Annotated in this window: 21 protein-coding genes; 14 read left to right on the top strand and 7 right to left on the bottom strand. The window is 41.9% G+C overall.

Annotated elements, in window-relative coordinates; all coding sequences use genetic code 11:
* Positions 1–275: 275 nt before the first annotated feature.
* A complete protein-coding gene (locus RMY27_RS21035; RefSeq protein ID WP_322666436.1) occupies positions 276–902 on the bottom strand; it encodes an MOSC domain-containing protein in 627 nt (208 codons plus the stop codon).
* Between the two features lie 281 nt (positions 903–1183).
* Here RMY27_RS21035 and aroF point away from each other — a divergent pair, with 281 nt between their 5' ends.
* Entirely contained in the window at positions 1184–2293 is a 1110-nt protein-coding gene (gene aroF, locus RMY27_RS21030; RefSeq protein WP_322666434.1) for a 3-deoxy-7-phosphoheptulonate synthase, read from the top strand.
* 87 nt (positions 2294–2380) lie between these two features.
* On the opposite strand, the gene RMY27_RS21025 is transcribed toward aroF, so the two are convergent.
* Positions 2381–2569 (bottom strand): hypothetical protein, encoded by a 189-nt coding sequence (locus RMY27_RS21025; RefSeq protein ID WP_322666432.1) that lies wholly within the window; start codon positions 2567–2569, stop codon positions 2381–2383.
* A 61-nt stretch (positions 2570–2630) separates the two neighbouring features.
* Between RMY27_RS21025 and RMY27_RS21020 the strand changes: the two genes are divergently transcribed.
* From RMY27_RS21020 to RMY27_RS20970, 11 genes are all read left to right on the top strand, one after another.
* Positions 2631–4328: an aromatic amino acid ammonia-lyase gene (locus RMY27_RS21020; protein WP_322666430.1), complete on the top strand. Its 1698-nt coding sequence runs from the start codon at positions 2631–2633 to the stop codon at positions 4326–4328.
* A gap of 65 nt (positions 4329–4393) precedes the next feature.
* On the top strand, positions 4394–5830 hold the full coding sequence (locus RMY27_RS21015; protein ID WP_322666427.1) for a cytochrome P450: 1437 nt from the start codon (positions 4394–4396) through the stop codon (positions 5828–5830).
* Between the two features lie 47 nt (positions 5831–5877).
* Positions 5878–7398, top strand: coding sequence for a long-chain fatty acid--CoA ligase (locus tag RMY27_RS21010; RefSeq protein WP_322666425.1), 1521 nt, complete (start codon positions 5878–5880; stop codon positions 7396–7398).
* Positions 7399–7458: 60 nt separating this feature from the next.
* Positions 7459–9315, top strand: a complete 1857-nt coding sequence (locus RMY27_RS21005) for a ScyA-related TPP-binding enzyme (RefSeq protein WP_322666423.1) — start codon at positions 7459–7461, stop codon at positions 9313–9315.
* Positions 9316–9596: 281 nt separating this feature from the next.
* Positions 9597–10742 (top strand): 3-oxoacyl-ACP synthase III family protein, encoded by a 1146-nt coding sequence (locus RMY27_RS21000; protein ID WP_322666421.1) that lies wholly within the window; start codon positions 9597–9599, stop codon positions 10740–10742.
* 186 nt (positions 10743–10928) lie between these two features.
* Positions 10929–11588, top strand: coding sequence for a PEP-CTERM sorting domain-containing protein (locus RMY27_RS20995; protein ID WP_322666418.1), 660 nt, complete (start codon positions 10929–10931; stop codon positions 11586–11588).
* A 223-nt stretch (positions 11589–11811) separates the two neighbouring features.
* Positions 11812–12429, top strand: coding sequence for a PEP-CTERM sorting domain-containing protein (locus tag RMY27_RS20990; RefSeq protein ID WP_322666416.1), 618 nt, complete (start codon positions 11812–11814; stop codon positions 12427–12429).
* Between the two features lie 58 nt (positions 12430–12487).
* Entirely contained in the window at positions 12488–12880 is a 393-nt protein-coding gene (aroH, locus tag RMY27_RS20985; protein WP_322666469.1) for a chorismate mutase, read from the top strand.
* Positions 12881–12948: 68 nt separating this feature from the next.
* Entirely contained in the window at positions 12949–14088 is a 1140-nt protein-coding gene (gene tyrA / locus RMY27_RS20980; RefSeq protein ID WP_322666414.1) for a bifunctional chorismate mutase/prephenate dehydrogenase, read from the top strand.
* A 207-nt stretch (positions 14089–14295) separates the two neighbouring features.
* On the top strand, positions 14296–16002 hold the full coding sequence (locus tag RMY27_RS20975) for a multicopper oxidase family protein (protein WP_322666412.1): 1707 nt from the start codon (positions 14296–14298) through the stop codon (positions 16000–16002).
* A gap of 85 nt (positions 16003–16087) precedes the next feature.
* Complete coding sequence (locus RMY27_RS20970; RefSeq protein WP_322666410.1) at positions 16088–16594, top strand: hypothetical protein; 507 nt, start codon at positions 16088–16090, stop codon at positions 16592–16594.
* A gap of 154 nt (positions 16595–16748) precedes the next feature.
* Here RMY27_RS20970 and RMY27_RS20965 read toward each other — a convergent pair whose 3' ends face one another.
* Positions 16749–18368, bottom strand: a complete 1620-nt coding sequence (locus RMY27_RS20965) for a tetratricopeptide repeat protein (RefSeq protein WP_322666408.1) — start codon at positions 18366–18368, stop codon at positions 16749–16751.
* A gap of 214 nt (positions 18369–18582) precedes the next feature.
* Between RMY27_RS20965 and RMY27_RS20960 the strand changes: the two genes are divergently transcribed.
* Positions 18583–19035, top strand: a complete 453-nt coding sequence (locus RMY27_RS20960) for an endonuclease domain-containing protein (RefSeq protein WP_322666406.1) — start codon at positions 18583–18585, stop codon at positions 19033–19035.
* A 434-nt stretch (positions 19036–19469) separates the two neighbouring features.
* The gene (locus RMY27_RS20955; RefSeq protein WP_322666404.1) at positions 19470–19769 is read left to right on the top strand and encodes a hypothetical protein; all 300 of its coding nucleotides are present in this window, start codon (positions 19470–19472) and stop codon (positions 19767–19769) included.
* A gap of 57 nt (positions 19770–19826) precedes the next feature.
* Here RMY27_RS20955 and RMY27_RS20950 read toward each other — a convergent pair whose 3' ends face one another.
* The 4 genes from RMY27_RS20950 to RMY27_RS20935 form a co-directional block, all read right to left on the bottom strand.
* Positions 19827–20633, bottom strand: coding sequence for a hypothetical protein (locus RMY27_RS20950; protein WP_322666402.1), 807 nt, complete (start codon positions 20631–20633; stop codon positions 19827–19829).
* Between the two features lie 143 nt (positions 20634–20776).
* Positions 20777–21151: an IS1595 family transposase gene (locus tag RMY27_RS20945; protein ID WP_322666401.1), complete on the bottom strand. Its 375-nt coding sequence runs from the start codon at positions 21149–21151 to the stop codon at positions 20777–20779.
* Between the two features lie 163 nt (positions 21152–21314).
* Positions 21315–21854 (bottom strand): SH3 domain-containing protein, encoded by a 540-nt coding sequence (locus tag RMY27_RS20940; protein ID WP_322666467.1) that lies wholly within the window; start codon positions 21852–21854, stop codon positions 21315–21317.
* Positions 21855–21998: 144 nt separating this feature from the next.
* Complete coding sequence (locus RMY27_RS20935) at positions 21999–23507, bottom strand: UbiD family decarboxylase (protein WP_322666399.1); 1509 nt, start codon at positions 23505–23507, stop codon at positions 21999–22001.
* Positions 23508–23825 lie beyond the last annotated feature (318 nt).

Here is a 23825-nt window from a genome sequence, read left to right as displayed (position 1 = left end):
AAAAGTGTATATTATAACTTGATTTTCACGGTGTTTTACGTGTTTTTCTCTTGTTATGAAGCTAACGCTTATCTGATCACAGCCGCAGGTGAACAGATGACACAACGAATCAAAGCCAACGCCTATTTTCTCTTCAAATTGAATAATTTAGGACGCACCAAGAGACTCCATGAGCTGCGCTCACAAAGAACAATCAAAATAATCTGGGAATGATTTTGCGTTGTTTCAGCCTCTATTTTTAAGGCAGGTTTATATATTGAATTATATTTACCTAATTACCTCTGGAAATAGTCGCGCCAACTTTGGGGTAAGGCTTCAAGTTGAGCAGCACGACGAAGTAACTCTGGATTATCCTGCTCGCGCACATAAAGTCGAGTGATATCGGCAACTGTGATGTTATTATTATCTCGGCTCACCAACTCTAAAGTGTCTCCGGCTCCAACTTCGCCCTCTTGCAAAACACGAAAGTAAAATCCGGTTCGACGACTTGCGAGAAATTGCTTAACTATATCAGGTCGTCCAAAGCGAATCCCCAGTTTGTAGCAGGGTAAGCGAGGTTGTGTCACCATTAACCTGACATTGCCAATCTGAAAGCGATCGCCAATGTTAACTTCCTCTTCTTTCAATCCAGTGGTCGTAAAATTTTCACCAAAGATGCCTAGCGGCAGTTCTGTGTCAGGCAATTCACCCCGCCAATACTCGTAATGCTCGAATGGGTATAGATAAACTGCTTTATCTGCTCCTCCATGAACAGTTAAATCAGCCTGTCCATCCCCGTCCAAATTAAGCGATCGCACAGTAACGCGATCGCTAACTGGCTCTTTGAAAATTCCAGTGCTAACTGTTTTCCCTTTCCAGGTAACTTCACGTGGAAGTCCGACGTTGACAGAGATAAGTTTCATTTTCAGATACATGACCCAGTATCCAGTGGTATTTGCGAATAAACAAGCGGATATTCGTTAATCATACAGTTTTCTGAAATGAGGCGATCGCATTCGTGCATTCTCCAGGTATGAATACTGCACCCAAACAAGCAGAAAAGGTGGATGTGTGGCATGAATATGTCGGATATTGTGAATTCATCGGCAACAGTAAAACTACTGACTGCTAATTAGTTCCTTGATTTTCAGCTAAGTAATTACACAACTTCAGCAATTGCATATTTTAGAAGGATGCGAAAACGATGATTATCGTCATGAAATCCGGTTGTCCTCAGCAAGAAATTGAATTACTATTGACAGAACTTTCGCGCTGGAAGGTTGTCCCAGAAATCTCTGTAGGTAAACACAAAATAGCAATTGGTTTGATTGGCGATACAACAGAAATCGATGTGCAGCAAGTGCAAAATTTAAGCCCTTTTATTGAGCAAGTGCTGCGGGTAAAGAAGCCATTCAAACGAGCTAGTTTAGAGTTTCGTTATGGTGAACCCAGCGATGTAAAGGTGTCTACACCCTACGAAACTATCACCTTTGGTCAAAACCATCCTGTAGTCGTAATTGCAGGCCCCTGTTCTGTCGAAAGCGAAGAGATGATTGTAGAAACTGCGCTGCGAGTCAAAGCCGCAGGAGCAAAGTTTCTCAGAGGAGGTGCTTACAAACCACGAACTTCACCCTATGCATTCCAGGGACATGGAGAAAGTGCTTTAGACTGGTTAGCAACAGCTAGATCGGTTTCTGGCTTGGGTATTATTACTGAGGTGATGGATGGGGCTGAATTAGAAATGGTGGCATCAATCGCAGACATCCTGCAAGTTGGTGCCCGCAATATGCAAAACTTCTCCCTTTTGAAAAAAGTCGGTGCAACAGGTAAACCTGTGTTACTCAAACGTGGTTTATCAGCCACTATTGAAGATTGGTTGATGTCTGCTGAGTATATTTTGGCAGCAGGAAATCCCAATGTGATTTTATGTGAACGGGGGATTAGGACTTTTGACAGAGAGTATACACGCAATACTTTAGATATATCTGCAATTCCTGTTTTGCGTAGTCTGACTCACCTCCCAATTGCTGTTGATCCCAGCCACGGTACTGGGAAATCGGAATTGGTGACACCAATGGCAATGGCTGCTTTAGCAGCTGGTTGTGATTCGCTAATGGTCGAGGTTCACCCTAATCCTCAAAAAGCCCTTTCAGACGGGCCTCAGTCGCTCAATTTTGCCAGCTTTGAAGAATTTATGAGAGAAATGGCTCCCTTGGGCAAATTCTTTGGTCGCTGGCAAGAACAGAAATACACAAGAAGTATCGAAACTAATTCTCTACTCCCCTTAACAAATTGGAAGATTGGGGTTCTTTAACAGTGCTGAGTGCTGAGTGCTGAGTGCTGAGTGCTGAGTGTTGAGTGCTGAGTGTTGAGTGCTGAGTGCTGAGTGCTGAGTGTTGAGTTAGGAGTGCTGAGTGTTGAGTGCTGAGTGTTGAGTTAGGAGTGCTGAGTGCTGAGTGCTGAGTGTTGAGTGTTGAGTGCTGAGTGTTGAGTGCTGAGTGTTGAGTGCTGAGTGCTGAGTGCTGAGTGCTGAGTAAAAATCCCAGTCCCTAGTCCCACTTTTATGCAAGGCTTTTGAAACTTGTTTCATCGGGACTGCCCTCTTCACTAATTGTCAAGGTTGAAAACTTTAGTCATAAACTCTCAAAAATATGAATACACTTCGTTTAAGTAAAAACACTGCCAACAAAACTGTCTTTCCTTTTGTGTATGGTTCTGATGAGGTTGTAATTGTAGGCGATCGCAATCTCACTGTTGAAGAAGTAACTAGTGTAGCGCGTTATGGGAAACAAGTACGTTTAACTGACGATCTAGAAAAATTGGCTAATATCCAAGCATCCTGCGATTTTATTCGCCATGCAGTTGAATCTGGCGAACCTATTTATGGGGTGACAACTGGTTTTGGCGGTATGGCAAATGTGGTAATTTCTCCTGAATCTGCGGCTTTACTACAAAATAATTTGATGTGGTATCACAAAGTAGGTGCAGGAAAAAAATTACCTTTGGCTGATGTTCGGGCTGCAATGCTTTTACGTGCAAATTCTCACATTAGTGGTGCATCGGGGATTCGCTTGGAAATCATTAAGCGGATGCTGATATTTCTCAATGCTGGTGTTACACCTCATGTCTGCGAATATGGTTCAATTGGTGCTAGTGGTGATTTAACACCTTTAGCATACATCACTGGGGCATTGATTGGTTTAAATTCCAACTACACCGTTGACTTTAACGGTGAAGAAATGAACGCACTAACAGCATTAAAAAAGCTCGGTTTAGAGCCATTACAACTACTTCCGAAAGAAGGGTTGGCAATGATGAATGGCACATCAGTCATGACAGGTATCGCCGCCAATTGTGTTTACGACACCAAAAATCTTTTAGCATTAGCAATGGGCGCTCACGCCCTAGCTATTCAAGGTTTAAATGGAACTAATCAATCATTTCACCCCTTTGTTCATCAGCTGAAACCACATTCAGGACAAAAATGGGCTGCTAACGAAATGCTCAATCTGTTGGAAGGTTCACAGTTAGTTAGAGAAGAGTTAAATGGCTCTCACAATTATCGCGGCGAAGATCCAATTCAAGACCGTTATTCACTGCGTTGTTTACCCCAATATATGGGGCCAATTGTCGATGGGGTTGAGCAAATTCAAAAACAAATTGAAGTAGAAATTAACTCTGTAACTGACAACCCACTTATCGATGTAGAAAACCAAGCAAGTTATCATGGCGGTAATTTCTTAGGGCAGTACATTGGCGTAGGTATGGATCAATTGCGTTACTACATTGGGTTGTTAGCTAAACATCTCGATGTTCAAATAGCCTACTTGGTAGCACCAGAATTTAACAATGGACTTTCTCCATCTTTAGTTGGTAATAAAGAGCGGAGCGTAAATATGGGTTTGAAAGGATTACAAATTACTGGCAACTCGATTATGCCTCTGTTAACCTTCTATGGAAATTCCATAGCCGATCGCTTTCCTACCCACGCAGAACAATATAACCAAAATATCAATAGTCAAGGTTTTGCTTCGGCAAATTTAGCACGTCAATCAGTAGAAATATTTCAACAGTATATAGCGATCGCCTTGATGTTTGGCGTGCAAGCAGTTGATTTACGCACATACAAAACTGTTGGACATTATGATGCCCGCGTCACCCTCTCGCCAGCAACCAGAAATTTATATCTAGCAATCCGTGATGTCGTCGGACAAGTGCCCTCTGCCGACAGACCTTACATCTGGAATGACCACGAACAAGCCCTAGACGAACACATCACCAAAATTGCAACTGATATCGCTAATGGTGGACAGATTGTGCAAGCAGTTAAGGAGCTTTTGTTGACCTGAAACTCCTAAGTCTTAATCTGTTACGAACAGTGATGATTTTTTCTAATTAAATTGGAGAGAATACAATGATCAAACAAAGCATCTACCAAAATGCACGTAAAAAACCTCCTGGCCCACCTGGTTTTCCGATTATTGGTTGCTTTCCACAAATGTCAACAAATCCGCTGCAATTCCTCACCAATGCAGCGCGTGAGTATGGTGGCGTTGTCCATCTGGGGTCAATCGGCCCGCAACAACTTTACTTGATTGCCGATCCCGATTCTATAAAATATGTTCTGCAAGAAAATCCTCAGAACTATACAAAAGGTGAAAATTTCCAGGACATAAAACTAGTAATTGGTGAAGGCTTGGTAATTAGCGAGGGTGACTCATGGCGTTCCCAGCGTCGCCTCATGCAACCATCTTTTCACCGCCAGCAAATCGCCGCGATGGTCAATGACATGACCCAGCTTACCGCCGAGATGGTAGAACGCTGGCAAAAAATTCCACCCGGTGCAACTCTCGATATCTCTGCGGAAATGCTCGTGCTGACACAGAAGATTCTGCTGAAGACGACTTTGAGTATCGACGCTGATAGTGACACCAGCGAACTAATTCAGGCTTGGAATACTATCTACAAGTTCCTTAGCGATCGCTTATGGGCTATCATCAAGCCACCTATTAGCTTCCCCACGCCAAAAAACCGCCAGTTTAAACAAGCAATTAACACCCTCCGCACAGTTGCCAACAACATCATCCAACAACGCAAACAAAGCAATCATACCGCTCATGACATACTTTCAATGTTCATGAATACTCAGGATGAGTCTGGCGAGGGATTGAGTGACCAGCAATTACATGACCAGATAGTTGGACTCTTCTCGGCTGGATTTGAGACTTCAGCTGTAACACTTGGTTGGATTTGGTACTTGCTTTCCAAATATCCCACCGTGGAACGCGAGTTGCAGGCAGAACTGGCTACGGTATTGGCTGGCAGAACCCCTACCTTCGAGGATTTGCCATACCTGAAATATACCAAAATGGTTGTCCAAGAGGCAATGCGACTTTATCCGGGTGCGTGGGTTTATGCCCGCAACAACTTGGGCGATGATTTGATTGGCGGCTATCATATTCCAGCTGGCTCGATGCTTTTGTTCAGTCCCTTTGTCACGCACCGCCTCCCTACTTTTTGGGATAATCCTGAAGGCTTTGATCCTGAACGATTCACACCAGAACGCTCTGTTGATCGTCCCCGTTATGCATACTTTCCTTTCGGCGGCGGCCAACGTCAATGCTTAGGTGACATCTTTGCATTCACAGAAATTCAGTTGATTGTGGCAATGGTGTGTCAACGTTTCCGCCTCAATCTACTGCCTGAACATCCAGTTGAGCCGCAGCCATTGCTAACTCTGCAAACACGCAAAGGCATCCTGATGACATTGCAGCCACGAATGGAACTTGATAGCGTCAGTCAGCTAAATACTCAAAAGACATTATTAACACTGAATTCTTCTGAGCAATGACTGTCGAAGTAGACAAAGGTAATGAAGTTAAGTGAGTCTTTTTAGCCATGAATATTGCCCATCATATCGAGCGGGGTTATCAACTATATCCTGATAAAATCGCGCTGATATTTGAAGAGAAATCTTTTACTTACAAACAGCTTAACCAACTAGCAAATCGTCTAGCTAACAGTTTAAATGGATTAGGAATTAAAAAAGGCGATCGCGTAGTTTTGTTTTTGCCAAATATTCCAGAATTTATCATTTCTTATCTTGGCATTCTCAAAATTGGTGCGGTTGTTGTCTCAGTCAACGTCATGCTGAAAAGCAATGAAGTTAGTTATATTCTCAACGATTGTGCTGCTAAGGCAATCATTACCACAGAGTCACTCGTTGAAAATGTACCAGAGGCAGATTTACCTGAACTGCAACACATTTTGATTGCAGAGGGTAGCGCCAAAAAGGGAATTACTTTAGCAAAACTGATGGAAAGTGCTTCTGGTAATGCAGATGCTATTGAAATAGATCGCCATACTCCTGCTAGCATTGTCTATACGTCGGGAACAACAGGTTTTCCTAAAGGAGCGACCCTTTCTCACGGCAACATAATTTCTAATATGTATTCCCAAAACCGTTGTTGTGGAATGCAATCAGATGACCGATTACTACTTTATCTACCGTTATTTCATTGCTTTGGTCAAAATGCTATTCTCAATGCAGCATTAAACGTGTGTGCCACAATTATCCTGAAACGTCGATTTGATCTTGAGCAAATACTCAACGCGATCGCTACTCATCAAGTAACAATGTTTTTCGGAGTACCAACGGTATTTATTAATCTTCTAAATAGTAATTTATCTGGTTACAACCTCAATAGTGTTCGTTACTACTTTTCAGCCGCCGCACCAATGCCAATTGAAGTTGCACAAACTTGGCGGGATAAGTATGGGAAAGTAATTAATGAAGGATATGGCTTAACTGAAACATCACCATGTGCGTCTTATAATCACGATTTGAAATACAAACTCGGTTCCATTGGCGCTCCAATTGAGAATGTAGAAATGAAAGTTATTGACGATAATGGTAATCAGGTAGAGCTTGGTGAATTGGGTCAGATAGTAATTCGAGGGCCTAACGTCATGCTTGGTTATTGGAATCGCCCATTTGAGACTGCGGAAGTAATTAAAAATGGCTGGTTCCATACTGGCGACATTGGTAGGATAGATGAAGACGGTTTTTTCTACATCGTTGACCGGATGAAAGACATGATTAATGTGTCTGGATTTAAGGTATATCCGACTGAAGTTGAAAATGTGATTTATCAACATTCATCTGTTGCCGAGGTAGCTGTATATGGCGTTAAGGATGCTATCAAAGGTGAGATAGTTAAAGCAAATATTATCTTGAAGCAGGGTAAGATAATTAGTGAAGAACAAATCCTAAAATTTTGCTCGGAAAGAATGGCAAAATACAAACTTCCTTCTGCTATTAATTTTGTAGATTCCCTGCCAAAGAACCCAACAGGTAAAGTTCTAAAACGAGTTTTACGCCAGCAATCAAGCTCTCAATTAGTTGCTGTTAATAACTAAATTTAGCTTGAGCTAAGTCATCAATAAAGCTAAAAAATCAATAAACAGGAATCATTGGCAATGGTGAATACTAAATATATCAACAAAAAAGCTAATTCTCCTCAAGCTTTGGGAACAAAAATTAACCCTTCATCTAATCAAATTTCATTTGAAACTTCAACTGGCTCTTCTATTTTTTCTCCTGCATCGCTGAATGAAAAATTTCCAGAGTCAGAATTAAATCCTACGGTTGCAGAGGCTCTAGTTAAGATTCTGGAAAATTTGGGAGTTAACTATGCATTTGGTGTTTCAGGAGGCGGTATTGGGCCATTATGGGCAACATTAAACCGTAGTAGCATCGAATTGCTTCACTTTCGCCATGAATCAGGTGCAGCTTTTGCCGCTACCGAGGCTTATTTTGCCAGCGATCGCCCCGTCGTGGTATTCACTACTACAGGCCCTGGTATCACTAATGCTCTGACTGGGCTTTTTGCTGCACGAGGCGAAGGAGCAAAGGTAATTTTCTTGTCGGCTGCAACCTCAACTGGAAATCGCGGTCGGGGAGCTTGTCAAGAAACCAGCGCCCACACAATGCCTTTCTCAGGAATTTTTACTTCAGGCCCACTATTCAATTACGCAACCATATTAGAGTCTGGAGATCAACTACCAGAAATTTCTCGCAGACTTGCCCAAGGTTTAGCACAACCAGGCAGCTTTGTAGCCCATATTAGTGTTCCCACCCCAATACAGACGACACCATTAAAAGTACAGTTACTTCAGCCAGCGTTTTCTCAATCTGTACCAACTGCGAGTGAAGAAGCGATCGCTGAATGTGTAAAGTTGTTATCAGCAGAATCCTTTGCTATCTGGGTTGGCTTCGGTGCGCGACACGCCGCAGAGGAAATCCGCCAGTTGGCAGAAAAAACTGGGGCGGCGGTCATGACATCACCTCGCGCCAAAGGCGTTTTTCCAGAACATCATCCCCAGTTTATCGGTGTCACAGGCTTTAGTGGGCATTTATCTGTCCTGAAATATATGCAGGAACAACAACCGCAGCGCATACTAGTGTTGGGAACGCGCCTTGGTGAGCCGACTTCATTCTGGAGTCCGGCAATGATTCCTGTTAATGGGTTCGTCCATGTTGATATCGACCCGCAAGTGCCAGGAGTGGCTTATCCATCAGTAGAGACTCTCGCTGTTCACTCGGAAATCAAAGCATTCCTCAAAGCTTTATTAAAACACTTTCCAGAGCGTCTTAATTGGTTTCCCACTTCCTCACTACCGCGTCCTGAAGCCTACACAAATACTCAGCGCCCAAATGGCTTAGTGCGACCCGAAGCTTTGATGGATGCAATTCAACGACTGATTATTGAGGGCAGTGATGCCTCAATCTTAGCTGAAGCGGGTAACTCTTTTGCTTGGGCAACTAATTTACTGCGATTTAACCAACCAAATCGTTACCGCATTAGTACTGGTTTTGGGTCTATGGGTCATGCTGCCACTGGGGTAGTTGGTACGGCATTAGGGCGAAAAGGTAAAGCCGTTGCGATTGTTGGGGACGGAGCAATGCTGATGAACAACGAAGTCAGCACAGCCGTGAAATTCGAGATTCCATCTGTCTGGATTGTACTCAACGATGGACGCTACAATATGTGCGCCCAAGGAATGGCATTGCAGGGGTTAAGTGGTAACGTCCCGATAGATACGGAAATACCAAGTACTAATTTTGCTGCGATCGCTAGAGCAATGGGAGCCGATGGCATCTGTGTTAATACGGAATCTGATTTAGAAGTCGCGCTACAAAAAGCACTTTTATCTACTGCTCCATTCATTATTGATGTGAAGATTGACCCAACCCGACCCGCACCTATCGGAGGTCGCATTCAGAGTCTGATTAAACAAGGAGCCATAGAAGCTAAAACGGTTATTGGTCATTAGTCATTGGTCATTTGTCATTGGTCATTAGTACCAATTCCCTACAGCTTTTTATGAAAACGATCGCAAAGCGCTGGGAACGAGGCAGGGTGTCATCACAATATTGCTCGGTTAAGAATCAATATTTCGTAGGTTGGATTGAGGCTTTGCAAAACCCAACCTACAGATTGGAAATCTGAAATGCTTATCTGATGTACTTTTTCACAATACTAAATCCAAAAGAGTAACAGTATTTTCCACTTTCATCGTGTAACACCAAAAACAAAATTAAAAGGAGACTTGTCATGGCAATATTAGAACCAGTAGGTATTCGTGCAGTATCAGTTAACTTTCCTAGCATTACCCGTACAAACAATTACTACAGAGAGAATTTTCCAGAGATGGTTGCTAAGGCTGAACAAAAAACCCTGGCTAAACTGTTTGTACCCGATAATGCCACAGTCGATAATAACGACGATATCTGGTCACAAGAGGTAACACCGTATATGTCAGACCCCTTCCGTGGTACTGTGGAACGAAGGGTGTTAGCTCCCGATGAGACTTCACTTTCATTAGAGTATCGTGCCGCTCTCGATGCCCTCGAAGCTGCAAAGCTATCTCCTGAAGACATCGATTTGATGCTCGTTACTTCACTGTTTCCAGAGCAAATCACACCTGGAAATGCTGCCTTTCTCGCTGGAAAACTGGGACTACAAGGTGCGGCGTGGAATGTGGAATCAACTTGCACTTCAGCCTTAGTTTCGCTTCAGACAGCCTGTTCTTTGGTGCAAACAGGACAGTATCGCAATGTGTTAGTGGTTGTTTCAACTACATATTCACGCTATACCGACGAAAATGATACTCTGGCGTTTTTATCAGGCGATGGTGCTGGAGCCTTTGTAGTTGGCAAGTTGAAACCAAACCAAGGTATTCTCGGTACGAAAATTGCCAATACCTCTGCTACCTGCGGTGCTTTCTATAATGAATTCACCACCGATGAACATGGCAACGTCAAAATGTTCATTCGAGGCGGCAAGGGTGCAAGCAAAATGTTTAACGAGACAACAGTGAAGTTTATTCGTCTATGTTGCCACGGTGCGATCGCTGATGCTGGACTCACCTTAGATCAAATCAACTTTTTTGTTTTTAATACACCCAGTGCTTGGTATTCACGAGTTTGCATCCGCGCTCTAGGTATTGAGCCAGAGCTTACAATCAATATCAATCCTCTATATGCCAACATTGGGCCAACCTTTCCCGTTGCTAATCTCTATCACGCCGCCCACGCAGGTAAAATTCGTGAAAACGATCTAGTTCTCGTATATACAATGGGTTCGTCATCTAATGCTGGTGGTTGTGTGATGCGTTGGGGCGATGTTGCGCTAGGCCCTGCTCCTGCTCCCTCAGTCAGCCTTTCTCAACAAGAGGATAGAATTCTGCTCCGTCACTAGGATTGTAGCCGTATATCAATCTGAGATTGTGCATAAAACTGTATTGCTATTCCCCTCACAATATCAGGATTATGTACATACAGATGGTATTTTTTGAACCGCGTAGGCGTAGCCCGCCGTAGGCATCGCTTACCAAACAATGAAATTCCTAGTATTCAAGTATAGCTATATTGCGAGATAACTAAAATGGCTTTGTTGAATAAATTCTCGATGGCTTCTGCTATCAGCGTCGCAGCATTTTTAGTTTTAGAAATGGTTGGCATAAATCCAGCCGAAGCTGCTCTTTTTAAATTTACTTTCGAGAGTGAAGGAGCAAATGGTTACTTCATTTATGATGATTCAGCTAATAAGATAGAACCTCTTGGGCCGAACTTTCCTCTTGCTGAGTATGATGGCTCAGTAGAAAAGTATTTTGTTAATGCAGGGAATATTCTGGCTCAGGGAACAAAAGGATCGCAGCAAGATATACATGATGAGGCCAGAAATATTGTTTATCTTGGGCGTGCCGGTAATTTGGGGTACGATGGTGGCGCTGATGACTTTATTCTTTACGTTCCTCCGGCTGCTCGTGGGCAGCAATACGGTTTATCAATTCGCTTTAGTTACCCGGAGGGAACCTTTTCAGATTCTGTTGCTTTACGAACGAGCGTACCTGATACCGCTAGGCTCAGAGTTTACCCATACTGGGACTTTCCTAATGCGACGGGAGACTACACCTTTGAAGGAACTGTGAAAACAAAAATCGAGCAAATTCCTGAACCTGCATCAGTGTATGCATTACTGGGAGCAGGTGCTTGGTTTATCTTCCGTCGTCAGCGCCGACAATTATTATCTGCACAGGATTAATTACACCAAGTCATCCGAGTAGATTTAGGCCTTTTTCTGTTAGTTTGTTCGGTTTGGTGCCATCAGTTTCAGGGGTATATTCAGCTCTTAATATGTGAGCTTTTCTAAAACCGAATTTATGAAATGGCGGAAACTTATTAACGCTAACAGTTTCCACCATAAGACTTTTTTGGTTAGTTTCAGGAACTAATTTAGCAATCAGTCTTTTAGAAAGGTAATAAAAATGGTTCTATTAAATAAGTTATCGCTTTCTGCTATTTCAAGCGCAGCAGCATTACTCGTGTCAGTAACATTAAACGTAGATTCTGCTCAAGCATTATATAAATTCAGCTTCGAGGGTGAGGGAGTGAACGGTTACTTTACTTACGACGACACTAGTATAGGAACTCCGAATTCACCGAACGCTACCACATATTTTGAAGGTGGATATGATTATAAATTTGACTTAGGCGAGAAGGGAGTTTTCCAAGGAACTGTTGGTAATCCGATTGTTTTTTTACCCCGTCTTGAAGATGGTATTACAGCACCTGAAACCGACGATTTTCTTTGGGAGGTACGCGCTCCTCAACGACAGCCAGCGTCTGAGTTTGCTTTGGTGAACTATTTTCATTACCCAAAGGGTTCATTTGAAGGATCTACCGCTATACGAACAACAGTCCCAAGTACTGCAATCCTTGATGTCTATCCAAATGTGGACTTTCCTAATTCAATAGGTAACTTGCTGTATACAGGAACTGTCCAAACCCGAATTGAGAAGGTTCCAGAACCTGCATTGTTACCTGCATTGTTGGGAGTAGGCGCTTGGTTTATCTTCCGTCGTAGACAAAAATTAAGTACTTAAGGGTCAAATCAATATGGATCAGCTTACATTTCTTACACATACATATCAACAAACTAATATGTCAGCGGCACTCGGAGAATGGCGGGTGCGAGGACTCCGAGGTGCAACTACAGTTAGCCAAAACTCAGCACAAGCGATCGCCGAAGCTGTGGATGAGTTATTGAATGTCTTAGAAGTCAACAATCCGCTAGATCCTGCCGAAATCGTTAGTGTCACTTTTTCCGCCACTCCTGACTTAGATGCAATATTTCCCGCGGCGGTGGCGCGTCGTCGTTCGGGGTGGGAGCAAGTTCCTCTGTTGGATGTGCAGCAAATGCAGGTAAACAGTAGCCTTAAATGCTGTATTCGAGTCCTAATTCACTTCAATACCCCTATACCTCAGAATGCATTACGCCCGATCTATTTGCGCGGTGCTGCACAATTACGCCCAGATTTAGCGATATTTAGTTAGGCGTAGCCCGCCCTTAGACATCGCTCTTTGATGCGGCAAACAAATTAATCATATATTTGAAAAGTCTTATGCTTCCAGAAAAGCTGAAAAAAATTGACCAACAACTCATTGATTTACTAGGTAAAAGAATTGCCGTTTTGGCTGAATCACAATCGATTGCTTTAGAGGAACAAATTACTAATTTTGCATTTTCCTTGGTGCAGGCTGGTGTTCCAGAGTCAATCTGGAAAAACTTGGTTACAGATTGTACCTCTGCCGTTGCTAGTAGATTTTCGCCTCCAGCTAACACTAAGCCACGACGGGTTACTCTAGTTGGCGGACGGGGAATGATGGGGCACTTCTTCCAGCAGAAGTTATCAGCCATCGGTCACTACGTCAGTATTCTCGATCGGGGTGATTGGGAACAAGCAGAATCGCTGCTACAAAAAGCAGATTTAGTTTTAATCTGCGTTCCGATTGAACATACAATAGAGGTTATTTATAAACTTAGTAAATGCCTTTCTCCAACTACTGCTTTAGCTGATATTGCTAGTATTAAAACTCCAATATTACAGACTATGCTTGAGGAGCATAGTGGGCCTGTAATGAGCTTGCATCCAATGTTTGGCCCAGGTATCAAATCGTTCTTGTCTCAAAAAGTTGTAGTCTGTTCTGGCCGTGGAGACGATGCCTTCCAATGGCTTTTGGACTTGATTGAAAATGATGGTGGTGAACTGATTGTATCTACACCAGAAGAACACGACCAAATGATGGTTGCTGTTCAAGCAATCCGTAACTTTAAAACCTTGAGCCTTGGGGTTTTTCTAGCAGAAGAAGAGATTGACATCCGTCGAAGCTTAGATTTTTCTAGCCCAATTTTCCGTCTAGAAATTGACATAGTTGGCCGCTTGTTCGCTCAGTCTGCACCTCTGATAGCAGATATTATGCTTGCTACATCAGAGCGACGTGAAGCCATTAAACGACTAGCAGCCACTTATGATCGGTTGGCGCAATTAGTTATTCAGAACGATCGAGATAGCCTGATTCGGGAGTTCAAAAAAACCCATAGCATTTTGGGAGAAGAAATGAACTCGGCTGTAGAGGAAAGTACTCAGATGATTAACACCCTGAGTACACTCTTAGCAGCTAGGGAAATTGAACAAAAACAACCATATTTTGTTAGTAAACAAAGTGCAATACCTTCTCTGCGTTCGCGCAGCGTGTCGTAGACAGACGCTACGCGTAGCTTGCTTCCCGTTCGCGTAGCGTCTCCGACAGGAGAAGGGTACGGCGGGTGTAGCCATCACTAATCAACCCATAGCATCATAAGCCTAAAAGAGTTTCAGAAAGTTCTTGCATAAGTCCAAGGCTTTTTAGATTCAACGCTAATTTTTACAACACAACCAAAAATGTTAACTAGAAAGCAATTTTTAACGATGAGCGCAGGTTTAGGAGTAGGAGTTCTGCTTCCCGAAGTACTCAAAGCAAAGAGAACCTATGCAGCCTCGCCTCGACTCTCAAAATTTACCGAGTCGCTGCCCATTTCATACCCGATTTCACCACCTAGTACCTTAGATATTGCACCAGGTAAACACTCGTTCCACAACAGCTTAGGGTCTTTTACCACCTGGGGTTACGGCGGATTGTCTTATCTTGGCCCCACTTTCGAGGTAACAAGGGGAACGCCCGTTAGGATTCGGGCATTCAACAAACTCGGTACTCATCCATTAGCTGGGTCAGTTGATACAAGCTTACATGGTGTCAATACGTCGGACATAACTAACCCACGAACAGTCATACACTTACACGGCAGCAATACCGAACCTGACAGCGATGGTTATCCAGAAGATACGTACCTGCCCGGACAAAGCAATGTGTACAACTACAACAACAATCAAGAAGCCGGGACACTCTGGTATCATGACCATTCCCTTGGCATGACTGCCTTGAACCTCCAAGCCGGGCTGGCTGGGATGTATCTGATTCGGGATGAGGACGATCCTATAGGTGGTAATGGCCCTCTTGGTATCCCTGCTGGAGCGCCCTATGAAGTGCCCTTGATACTACAAGATCATTCGTTCAATTCCGATGGTTCGATGTCCTTTCCAGCAAAATGGGATCATGAGTTTTACGGTGATGTTGCTGTCGTCAACGGCAAGGCTTGGCCAAACCTCAATGTTGACCGAACTTTGTACCGCTTTCGCATTGTCAACGCTTCAAACTCCCGATTCTTCAGACTTAAGCTGTCGTCAAATCAGCAACTAATTCAAATTGGCTGTGACGGAGGATTCTTGAACGCTCCAGTATATTTGCTTAAGTTACTGCTGGGACCTGGTGAACGAGCTGATGTGCTAATCGATTTTTCTACAAGTCTGCCAGGAGATAAGATTGTATTACAAAATGACGCTGCGGCACCGTATCCCAAGGGTTTGGCTACGGTCATTGACCAGGGTTACTTTAGAATGCCAGAAATCATGCAGTTTACGGTGAATCGCGGCGCTGCTGTTCCTAAAGCTATTTCCACACGGTTGCGAGTAAAGAATCCATTGATAACAAAGATTGCTACCAAACCAGTAAAACAGCGCAACCTGGTTCTAACAGATATTTTGAACTCTAACTTTCAGGTGTTAGCGATGATGCTCAACGCGGTTTACTGGCATGAAGCAGCCAACCACCCAGAATTGAGGGAGCAACCACAAGTAGACACAGTAGAGCAGTGGAACTTCATCAATCTACAGCCATTCGCCCACACAATGCACCTACATCTAGTGCCATTTCAAATCCTCAACCGCCAATCGATTAATGATACTGCATACTCGGCAGCATACAGAGCTACTGGGCCGCGTAAAGTACTTATGCACCATGCACCTGGTGGAGATACAGTGCCTTATGATTATCCACCACTCGACCCTACTCCCTATTTAAAAGGTTTAGCAAAACCACCAGCAGCGAACGAAGCTGGCTGGAAGGATACTGTGGTAGTCAACCCGTTTGAGGTTGTTCGTCTGATAGTTCCCTTCGGTGCTAAAGCCACAGCGAACTTACCTTTTGGCAATTCATTTACTGGACGCTTCGTGTGGCACTGCCACATGCTTAATCACGAAGATAACGACATGATGCTACCCTTTGACGTGCTGCCGTAGCCTTTACCAGCAGTTATTAGTTACACAAATAAGTAGTGATGCAAAATCCTTGTTAATCGTGTTTTGAAATAAAAGGGAAAATGGAATGAATTTTGATAGAAAGCTCGCAGTTACTATCACTAGTACGGTCTGCATTTTAACAAATATGATGGCTCCTGTTTCAGCGGCAATTTTTAATTTTTCCTACTCTGGTACGAGTGTGCTTGATCCAAATGACATTGTTACAGTCGCAGGAAAATTAACAACTAACCCCTACGATTCAGCGACAAATAGTTATGAAATTGTAGATATTACTGGCACAAGAAATGGCAACCCAATAGAGTCTTTATTATCTCCAGGCTCATTTCTTGACAATGACAATCTCTTATTCGCTGAAACTCCGAAATTGGATGAATTCGGATTTGCTTACACCGTAGGAGGAGCGTCATATAATGTGTTTTACACTTATGACTACTTAGAAATAGGGGAGCAAGGTTATTATACAGGTTATCCCCTCACTTCTTTTTCTATAACACCTATCCCTGAGTCTTCCCTAATTTTAGCTATACTAAGTATAGCTGTTTTAGTGGCTATAAAAAAAAATAAACGGTAGGTTCGCTCATTTGCAAAACTCGATAATCCGAATTCGGGTATTGCTGATTCAAGTCAAATGGTAGATACAAGTCATCAGCAATAATATTAACTAAATAAACTAAAATCACCCAGATGCTATACAAACTTTGGAAGCTACTTAATATAATATTTATCTAGAAGTTTAAAATATCTACTGATTCTTCTATTTCTAAATCTAATATTATTTCTCGTGTGTCTTTGAGTGCTTCTAGTTTACCTTCTTGACGATAGATATCTGCCGCTTTTTGAAAATCTTCAATTGCTCCCTGTTTATCTGAAATTTCTAAACGAATATTCCCACGATTATAATAAGCATCAGCATAACTAGGATTAATCTGGATTGCCTGGGTATAGTCTTCAATTGCGCCCTCAAAATCTCCTAAATCTGAACGAGCATTCCCACGGTTATAGTAAGCATCGGCATACTTAGGATTAATCTGGATTGCCTGAGTATAATCTTCAATTGCGCCCTCAAAATCTCCTAAATCTGAACGAGCATTCCCACGTTTTTTATAAGCTATGGCATCTTGAGGATTAATCTTGATTGCTTGAGGAAATCCTGGCTGAGAGCCTAATAAATAACGAGTAATCCCACGGTTTTTATAAGCATCAGCATAATGAGGGTTAATTTTAATAGCCTGAGTATAATCCTCAATTGCTCCTTGGTTATCTCCAACATGAGAACGAGCTTCAGCACGATTTTTATAGGTTACGGCAACATTAGGATTAATTCTAATAGCTTGAGTATAATCATTAATTGCTTCCTCTAATCGCCCCAGTTGATAGAGAGCTAAACCTCTTTTATTGTAAGATTTAGCATCATGAATATTCATCTGGATTGCCTGAGAATAATCTGCGATCGCAGCTTCATAATCTCCTATTTGATAGTGGGCTAAACCTCGTTTATAATATAAATTAATATCATTATTGTTAACTTTTAAGGCTTGAGTGTAATTATCAATAGCATTTGTATATTCTCCTTTCTCGAAATTTTCATCGCCCCTTTTTATATAAAGTATATTTAAATCTTCATCACTATATTCAGGTTTAAAAGGAGATTTGAACACCTGATTAATAGTTGGCTTAAATGATATATCCTGTTTCGGGACATATTTGTAAATTGGTGGTTGTTGCCGAGAAGAATTATTGATAGAAGATTGTAACTGTTCTAGATAGCACCATAAACCACCACCATATAGTAATTGTTCTATCCCAAAAGAAATTTTACCAGTCTTCAACTTAATCATCCGGGTTGGGAGAAAGCCAGCCAAAAAAAGGTGATACTCAGATTGTGCTTCACTGACATCTTCTTGAATCAAAATGCAAACTACAACTGCATTTTTTTCAACTTCTTCAGAACTAATTGACCATCTAACTCTGTCAATGCGACCATGACGAGATTTAACTTCAATACCAATAGATGGGTCAGAAGTCAAGGTAAAATCTATATTACCATCGCCGCCAAATCGCTTTTCATAATCGACTTCGGTAATAAAATCAGCTAAACGTTCCTTGACAACTTCCTCACCTAACTTACCTTTGAGATAGCTAAGAAAAACATCACGCACTGGTAAAACACGCTTATATTTTTCAGCCATCTGCCAGCAAAATTCCCGTAGTGCCTTTAACCTCTCTCCAGAAATTATAGTTAATTCACTATATTGACCTTCTGTTTCACAATGAAGCAGACAACCAGATGCTAACCTTTTAATAAAATCAGACTGTAGCGATCGCAGTAGTGTAATCCAGTCCATTTATATTTCTGCGAATCTTTTGATGAGATTATTCTATTAAAATATCCATTCGGCGTAAACCTTTTAATTAGCTTGGGTGATATTCCCAAAAATTGTTTACTATTTTGCAATAATTCTTAATTTAACTTAATACATTAAAATTTGAGGAGTTGGGACAGTGCGATCGCTGGGAATAATACATGAAATATTAATTAGCTAACCACCAAGATCGCAAATGGCCCAAAATCAAAACCCCAAGCTTTTCACCGACGCCAGTCCCCCCTCCTCGCTTGCGGGGAGGGGGTTAGGGGGTGGGGTTCCGGGATACCCTTGGCAAACCCCACACGAACTTTGGAAAAAGCTTAAACCATTAGCGCGACAAATGCGGTGTGAACCAACTCCAGCAGAAAAGCTACTTTGGGAGAAATTAAGACACAAGCAACTTTTGGGTTTCAAGTTCCGCCGTCAGCAAACAATTGACCGTTTTATCGTCGATTTTTACTGTAATGAAGCGCGGTTAGTGGTGGAAGTGGATGGAGAAATTCATGACTACATCCAACAGGAAGATGCGATACGTCAAGAATTTTTGGAGAGTTTGGGGTTGCAGGTTGTGCGATTTAGAAATGAGGATGTTCTGGAGAGGATGGAGGGGGTGTTGCAGGATATTGGTGCTTGGTTGCAGAGATAGAACCCCACCCCCAACCCCCTCCCCGCAAGCGAGGAGGGGGCTAATTATGTGGTTTTTGGGTGTGTATGCGATCGCTTTGCGTCATCATTTGACCATCGTCTCACAAGACAGCGATTTTGAGCGGATGAGACAAGTGAGGGAGTTATTTTGCGAATCTTGGCTGTAAGTTGAATTTGATAACGGGCGTGTGATCGCTTTTGCTGAGGAGGTCTGATCGCACTGCTAATTAAACTTATTAGCATATCTTCCCTTGAATGTAATTAAGAAATACAAACAAAGTGGTGTCCTAGTTAAAGGTCGAGACTTTCTCAAAGCAAACACATAATATTTAAATGAAATAAAAATAAAAATTAGTTACTACCATACACATCTTATATACTGCATAGTCACAGATATCTCTCTAAACTTGAATAACTAAAACTCCAGTACCTCAAATGCCCAACACAAACTATAATTTAGAATTTTTATCAACACTTAAAGAGGCACTACAAATGATTAAAGATTCTCTCTCATCAACAGATACTGGAGAGCTTGTAAAAGCATTTGAAGCTTTGATCGAAGAGATAACTTTTGAAATTGAACAAAATGCCAATAAATCCCAACAAAGTCCAAATCTTGATAGATACCAAGGACTTCCTTACACTTCTGAATCTAAGACTCCTATATCTACAAAACAAAACAAAAGTCTTTTCGATAATATCAAGTCACTTTTTCAACCACATACTTCGATATAATACAATCTTAATCAATGGTCAAAGCAATGCTTATCCAATTATTCAGGAAGATTAAAATCATGATAGTTTTCCGATTATAAACCTCACAAGGTCTGTTGTGACACCTGTATTGCCAGACTTAGATTCCAGATCGTCTTCAATAAGTTTGAATGCGACTTGATAAGGCTTAATACCCCCAACATGGGGTATTATTGAACGTAGTGAAGCAAGTTGTTCTTGCGTAACATCTAAGTCTTCATAAGCTTCAAGATTATCTCGTAACCAATTCATACATTTACGAATATCAATTTTGAAATCTTCCTGGTATTTGCCTTCGGGTATTTTACACTCAGAGATTGCTTTGGAACTTCCTTTGTCTGCTAGAAGCACCCCATTATGTAAGTCTCGAATCTCTCCATTAGGTAAGCGTTTACGTTCTATCTTGTCTATCCATTTTACAATTTCTCTTGTGGCATCCTTTTTTTTGTTAAATTTTTCAATTGTCTCTTTAGTTATTTTATCAATATCATTGACAATTCTTTGACGCTCAGAGAACGGAATATTATTTGACTTTTCCAATCTTGTTTTTATGTTTTTTAGTTCAGCTGCTATTTTTTTCTGAAACTCGCTTGAATTTTTATTTGCTCTAGTCTCTGACTCTGCATTAATGACAGCCTCGAAGAATGCAAACATTCCTCCACCAGAGAATAAAAGAGCAAATAAAATATTTATCAAACTTGGTCTGGATGAACTAGGGGCTGTTGGAGTAGCAGATGGTGGGTTAATAAAGTTGGTAATTTCATCAAACTTGAAACCACCAAGAAAAACCGCAATGGTATAGAAGCCAGCTAAAAATGAAGCCACTTTTTTCTCTTTCCAAGTCATTGAGGCACTCCTTGTAAATTTATTTAGATAGGTCAGGAAATATCGATAGTTTGCCCTTAAGATATGATTGACTAACCAATCTACAATAGCTAGGCTTACTATATAAGGTTTTTATGAGTTTGGTAATTCATGAAGCTATAAACCTAGTTAACTTTGAGAGCAATGAGCTTTTGTAGCAGTTCCGGTTCCTCAGTCATTGCTTGACGGATACGCTCAATCATGTAGCAAGCTGTGTTTTTGTTAACTCCAACTTCCTTAGCAAGCTGACGTACACTGATACCCCCTGGTGAATTCAGTACAAGGTGAATCGCTAAAAACCATTTATGTAATTCTACATGAGTTTTGTGGAACATAGTACCAACTGTAACGCTATATGAAGTAAAACACTCGTTACACTGGTATCTGCATTCATTCTTCAATTTCCGGGAATTAGTAGATTCGCAATATGGACACTTTGGCTTTCCACCCCAGCGAATTTGCTCAAGTAGGGCAAGGCATTCTTCCTGATTTCGTGACATGGTTATTCTCAGAACTCTGAGAATAACCATGTCAAAAATTACTCTTTAATTTTCTAGCAATATGTATCAATCGTTAAGGAAAAACCAAGGTAATATTGCGATCGCAATTTTTATTTTTTCGGATGAAATACCCTACTCTTTACTTGCAGATTATGGTAGGGTTCTAAGAACAACTAGTAAGGGCTGCACCACATTGTTCTTCCCTTGTCAACCAACCCTTAACACCTTGATATTCTACCTGTGCCCAATCTCCCTGACAGCCTAACAATTTGACGGGCGTATTAGCAGGAATTCTTCTCAGTTTTTGGCTTTTTTGACTGCTACTAGCATAGAAATCCACGCCGTTAGTACCGTAGCCTCGCGTTGTTAAGCCTAACTTTGGCACGAATACCCATCCAGTTCCTTGAAAACCATTGCTAGCATTAGTAATCTGCACCCAATTTCCAGCAGCACCAATAATTTGAACTGTTTCCTTAATGGGTATTTGCCCTATAATGACGTTATTTGTACTTGCACCACTCCGTACATTTAACCCTTGGGAATCTGTATCGGTGACGTAGGCAAAAATATCGCACTTTTGAGAATCACTTGATTTCGCTAAACTTATTTCACTAGCTATACCAGTATTGAGTATCACACTAATACAACTGAATGCCAATCCGATCGCTAACTTTGATGCTGGATTTTTCACTTTTTTTGTCATCATTTCTTTAAGTTTCTGGCATCAGTACCCAAGGCTGGAGTCTTATTGATATCTCCAAATCTACATAAACTTCAAGACGCGATAAATCGCGTCTCTACATTAGGGTTTTGTTGCTCTATCTAAACTGTATTGATCTATAACAGGTTACTTCATATCATAGCCAAACAAATTTGGGTCTACTTCTCCTAACTGCAACTCTGCCAAACCATACTCTGCCCATCGTCTCTCAACCATCGCCGCCACATCTGGGTCGGATTCTAAAGGCGAACCCCATTCATGATTTGTTTCCGGCGGAATCTTTGTAGTCGCATCAATTCCCATCCGTCCACCTAAGCCAATCTTTTCACTAGCAAAATCCAAGGTATCAAAAGGTGTATTTGGCAAAATAAACACATCCCGCACTGGGTCAACTTTAGAACTAATCGCCCAGACAACTTGACGCGGATCGCGAATATTTATGTCTTTATCCACCACAATTACAAATTTGGTGTACGTAAATTGTGGTAAAGCACTCCAAAACGCTAAAGCCGCCCGTCGCGCTTGTCCTGGATATGCCTTATCTATGGAAATAATCGCCGCTTTGTAACTCAAAGCTTCCATTGGCAGGAAGAAATCGACAATTTCTGATACTTGTTGCCGCAGAATAGGCGTATAGATGCGATTTAGTGCGATCGCCATCATCGCTTCTTCTTTGGGTGGACGACCGCTAAATGTTGTTAAGTAAATCGGATTTTTCCGGTGCGTCATACACTCAAAGCGTACCAACGGCGAATCTTCCACGCCGCCGTAATAACCCATGTGGTCGCCAAAAGGCCCATCTGGTAAAACTTCTCCTGGTGTAATCGTTCCTTCCAAGACAAATTCGGAATCTGCGGGAACTTCCAAATCTACAGTTTTACATTTCGCCAACTGCACACCAGAACCGCCGTAAAGTCCTGCAAACAGCCATTCTGATAAATCTACAGGGATGGGTGTAGCTGCTGCCATAATAATTAGAGGATCGACACCAAGTGCGATCGCAACTTCTAATTTTTTCCCACGTTCGGCCGCTTTTCGCAAATGCCTCGCCCCACCCCGCACCGATAACCAGTGAACCGTCATCGTATTTTTAGATTGTAGTTGTAAACGATACACACCTACATTTGGAGTACCCGTCTCACAATCCTTGGTAATTACTAATCCCAGCGTGATAATCTTGCCAGCATCACCAATATAAGGACGTATCAAAGGCAACTTATTTAAATCTAAATCATTACCTTGAAGCACAACTTGCTGACAAGCGGGGAAAAAGTCTCGTCCTGGTTTCGCCTTCACCACATCAAACAGCACTTTCCCAAAATCTACTGCCTGGGAAATCTTCTTTGGCGGTTTTGGCTGTTGCAGCATACTTAGTTTTTTACCCAGAGTTTCCAACTCCTCTGGATGCTGCATATTCATCGCCCAGCAAATCCTTTCCACAGTTCCCATCAAATTCACCGCCACCGGGAAGGAAGCGCCTTTGACGTTTTCAAACAACAACCCTGGGCCACCTTTTTGCAGCATTCGGTTGGAAATCTCAGCAATTTCCAAGTCTGGGTCAACTAAAGCTGAAATTCGCCGTAATTGTCCTCTTTCTTCCAAAATTTTAATGAATCCCCGCAAGTCTCTCGCCATTGTTCTAATAAAGCTGATTATTTAAGAAGTGTGAAGCGCTTTCTTATATTATGGGGCATTGGGGATTGGAAAGAGGCAGAGGGGCAGGGAACAGGTAGCAGAGAGGAAATAGGTAATTTTTTATTCTTCCCTTGCCCCCTGCTTGCCTTACTCCCTCATCTCCCCATTCGGAAAATTGTCGGTTTTAATTAGAAATTAACCTATTTAGTAACTTTTCTTAACTGTGTTTTCCAAAGTATTTAGTTATTGTATCTAGGGATACGCAATTATTTTTTACAAATAAGCGCTAACCCAATCAAACATGGCCAGAATATACTA

It is taken from the genome of Nostoc sp. DedQUE09, assembly GCF_034530915.1.
GTDB lineage: Bacteria > Cyanobacteriota > Cyanobacteriia > Cyanobacteriales > Nostocaceae > Nostoc.
Note: the sequence above shows the minus strand (reverse complement) of the source record. Positions and strands in the feature narration are given on the sequence as shown.